At 32.4% G+C, this 692-nt stretch carries 1 protein-coding gene; it reads left to right on the top strand.

Annotated elements, in window-relative coordinates; genetic code table 11:
• Nucleotides 1–692: hypothetical protein (locus DMC01_RS14220; protein WP_185908978.1), on the top strand; the 692-nt coding region annotated here is incomplete at both ends.

A 692-nucleotide genomic window follows, 5' to 3' on the forward strand; every position in this document is an offset into this window, starting at 1 on the left:
TTAGAGCAAGAAATAATGCTTAAAGCCTTTGTTTATGAGGAGCAAAGCACTTATAAAGTAAAAGATACATATCAAAAAGGTGAGGAAGGGCAAGAAAACATAGATAGATTAAAACAAGGAAATATCACCAAGAAAATCAAAGTTTTAAATAGCTATGAAGCAAAGAGCATTAAATGGGCTTTTAAGCTTTCAAGCTATGATAAGATAAGCTTAAATTCAACACTTACAAAAGATGATAAGGGCTTTGTTAAGCTTAAACAAAGAGGACAAAGCTTTAAATTCACAGTCAAAGAGCTTTTTAAAGAAGATGCAAGGTTAGAAAGCTTGGTGGGTAAAACAGTTACATTTTTTGCTTATGATGAAGCACTTGGCATAAACACAAACGAGGCTCAAAGCAAGAAAGCATACAAGATCTATGATAGTGCTTTAAATCAAACTAGAAAAGAAGTAAAAATAGGCATTGATAATGCTTATGCACAATACCGTGTATCTAACTATAAAGACGATTGGAATAAAAGGCAAATTCAAGCCGATCGCATAATATCCGTAACTCTAAAAATCATTCAAACAAGATTTAGGCTTGAATTTGACGGACAAATGCTAGCATTTTTGGAAAATGAAAGAGTAATAAAACAGTGGGAGGCAAGAAGTGGCGAGGCTTTAATGAATTTAAAAGAAGATTTACAAGAAAA

This window comes from Campylobacter troglodytis, from assembly GCF_006864425.1.
Classification (GTDB): domain Bacteria; phylum Campylobacterota; class Campylobacteria; order Campylobacterales; family Campylobacteraceae; genus Campylobacter_D; species Campylobacter_D troglodytis.